This is a genomic window from Streptomyces sp. NPDC058678 (assembly GCF_042714835.1).
GTDB lineage: Bacteria > Actinomycetota > Actinomycetes > Streptomycetales > Streptomycetaceae > Streptomyces.
The window spans coordinates 1-2,646 of record NZ_JBHXSG010000165.1; the positions used below are offsets into that span (position 1 = coordinate 1).

The 2,646-nt window shown below is 71.6% G+C and carries 2 protein-coding genes; one reads left to right on the forward strand and one right to left on the reverse strand.

The annotated features are described in order from the left end of the window. Nucleotides 1-67: 67 nt before the first annotated feature. Nucleotides 68-1,795, reverse strand: coding sequence for an MFS transporter (locus tag ACFWWR_RS48490; RefSeq protein ID WP_384310767.1), 1,728 nt, complete (start codon nucleotides 1,793-1,795; stop codon nucleotides 68-70). A gap of 142 nt (nucleotides 1,796-1,937) precedes the next feature. On the opposite strand from ACFWWR_RS48490, the gene ACFWWR_RS48495 reads away from it, so the two are divergent. After that, entirely contained in the window at nucleotides 1,938-2,594 is a 657-nt protein-coding gene (locus tag ACFWWR_RS48495) for a hemerythrin domain-containing protein (RefSeq protein ID WP_383878483.1), read from the forward strand. Nucleotides 2,595-2,646 lie beyond the last annotated feature (52 nt).

Sequence of the window (2,646 nt, forward strand, 5' to 3'; positions counted from 1 at the left end):
GGTGTCACCACCCGGCCGGCGGGCCGTTCGCCGTTCTCCGGCGCCCTCGGCGGGCGCCCCCCGGTGCTCAGACGGCCGGCGGGGTGTCCGCGTCCTGGGGACGTGCGTGGCGAGGGAGGGTGGCCATCAGCAGGGTCATCAGCGCGAACAGCCCCGTCACCCCGTACATGCCGACCTGGAACGCGCGCGAGAACGTCTCCGCCCGCGCCTGGGGAGCGTGCTCGGCCAGGACTCCGGCCACCCGCTCTCCCCGCGCCCCGGTCACGTCACCGGGCGGCACCAGACAGCTCGCGGGGACCGCCGTCGGGTCGGCCTCGCCCATCCGGTCCTCGGAGCACGTCCGGTGGTCGGCGAGGACCGCGTCCTGAACCTGCCGGTCGTTCACCCCGGCGGCGGCCAGATCCTGACGGACGGCCGCCTGTACGGAGTCCACCCCGCCGTCGGACTCGTGGGGCAGCACGGCGAGGAACAGCACGCCGACCAGGGCGATGCCGACGGCACTGCCCAACTGCCCCGAGGTGTTGAGCACACCCGAGGCGGAGCCGGCGGCCCTGTGCTCCACGTCGTTGAGGGCGAAGTCCAGGACGGGGGCGAGGACGGAGCCCATACCGAGCCCGAGGACGAGCAGCGGCAGGCTCATCTGCCAGGAGCCGATGTCCGTCCCGTACCGCGCGCTGGTGAGCATCAGGGCGAGCGAGCCCGCCATGAGGAGCACACCGCCGCCGAAAAGCACCTTGCGCCCGAACCGGGGCACCAGGAACTGCACGGTGGTTCCGGCGGACACCAGAAGGCCCAGGAACATGGGCAGGCCGGTGAGCCCGGCCCGCATCGCCGACCAGCCGAGCCCGTTCTGCATGTAGAGCGTCCACATCATGAAGAACGTGCCGTAGGCGACGCTGTAGAGCAGGTTGACGCCGAAGCCGCCGACGAAGCTGCGGGCGCGGAACAGGTCCGGGGCGATGAGCGGGGAGCGGCCGGCGGCGACCAGGCGCCGCTGGTGCACGGCGAACACGCCGAGCACCACGAAAGAGGCGACGAGCATGGCGAAGATCCACGCCGGCCATCCCAGCTCCCGTCCCTGGGTGAGCGGGTAGACCAGCAGCAGCACGCTCAGCGTGGCCAGCACGGCGCCGGTGATGTCGAGGCGGGGCGCGTCCGGGTCCCGGGACTCCCGTACGACGTACAGCGCGGCCACGAAGGTGGCGATGCCGACGGGGATGTTGAGCAGGAAGACGGGTCGCCAGCCGAGCCCGAACAGGTCCGCGTCGACCAGCACACCGCCCAGCAGAGGGCCGGAGATGAGCGCGAGACCGCCGATCCCGCTGAACATGCCGAAGACCTTGCCCCGCTCCTCGGCCGGGAAGGACACGTGGATGATCGAGAGGACCTGCGGGATCATCAGCGCGGCGGCGGCGCCCTGTACGGCGCGGGCGGCGATCAGTACGCCGGGGCTGTCCGCGACGCCGCACAGCAGCGACGCGGCGGTGAAGCCCGCCATGCCGGTCAGCAGCAGCCGCCGGCGGCCGAAGATGTCGCCCAGCCGGCCGCCGGTGATCAGGAGGGTGGCGAAGGCCAGCGCGTAGCCGGCGGTGATCCAGGTGACGGCGGAGTAGCTTGCGCCGATGTCCCGCTGGATGCTCGGGACCGCGACGTTGACGATCGTCACGTCCAGCAGGTCCATGAAGGCGGCGAACAGGACCACGGACAGGGCGAGCCAGCGTCGGGGGTCCGGGGGCGACGAGGCCCCCTCCCGCTCCGGCTCCCGTGTCACGGACTCCTCGGTGGACGCGGTCATGCGGTTCCCCATTTCGGGTCGATTCCCTTGGCTAACAAGATACTTTCCTATTGATCTGCTTGACCACTGAAAGAAATCGGGCCTACGGTCACCTCAGTCCGACCGTCATGAGCCCACACCTCACGGATCACTGGGAGATGCCATGTCCGCACCGCTGCGCCAGCACGACCAGCCCACCGGCCGCGTGGACTTCACGATGATGTTCCTCACCCACGACGCCTTCCTCAGGGACCTTCGCCGCCTCGCCGAGGCCGTCGCCGACGGCCGCACCGGCGAGGCGGCCGTCCGCACCGGCTGGGAGACGTTCAAGCACCAGTTGCACGTGCACCACGTCGGCGAGGACGAGGCCATCTGGCCGCCCCTGCGCGAGGCGCTGGCCGGGTCGGCGGAGATCGCCGTACTCGATCTGATGGAGACCGAGCACGCCGCGATCGACCCCCTCCAGGACCGCATCGACGCGGCCTTCGACGAGGGCGGCCCGCAACTGGCGGAGCTCGTCGAGGAGTTCACCGCTCTGCTCGCCACCCACATGGACCACGAGGAGGAGCAGGCCCTCCCGCTGGTGGAGACCCATCTCGGACCCGAGGGCTGGGCCGCCTACAGCCAGTACATGCTGGCCACCGGCGGACTGCCGGAAGCCGGCGGCTACCTCGCCTGGCTCCTCGACGGCGCACCTGCCGACGTGCGGGCCACCGTCCTCGGCCCCCTGCCGCCCCCGGTCCGCCATCTGATCCACAACCAGTTCGAGCCGCAGTACGCCGCGGTGCCCCGCTGGACCGACGCCGCACCGGCCGCCTGACCAGCCCGGACGGCCGACGCGCCGGGGTGCCCCGCGAACTGCGGGGCACCCC

Coding starts and splice junctions, on each gene's coding strand:
- ACFWWR_RS48495 (WP_383878483.1), top strand. CDS start 1,938: ATGTCCGCACCGCTGCGCCAGCACGACCAGCCCACCGGCCGCGTGGAC.
- ACFWWR_RS48490 (WP_384310767.1), bottom strand. CDS start 1,795: ATGACCGCGTCCACCGAGGAGTCCGTGACACGGGAGCCGGAGCGGGAG.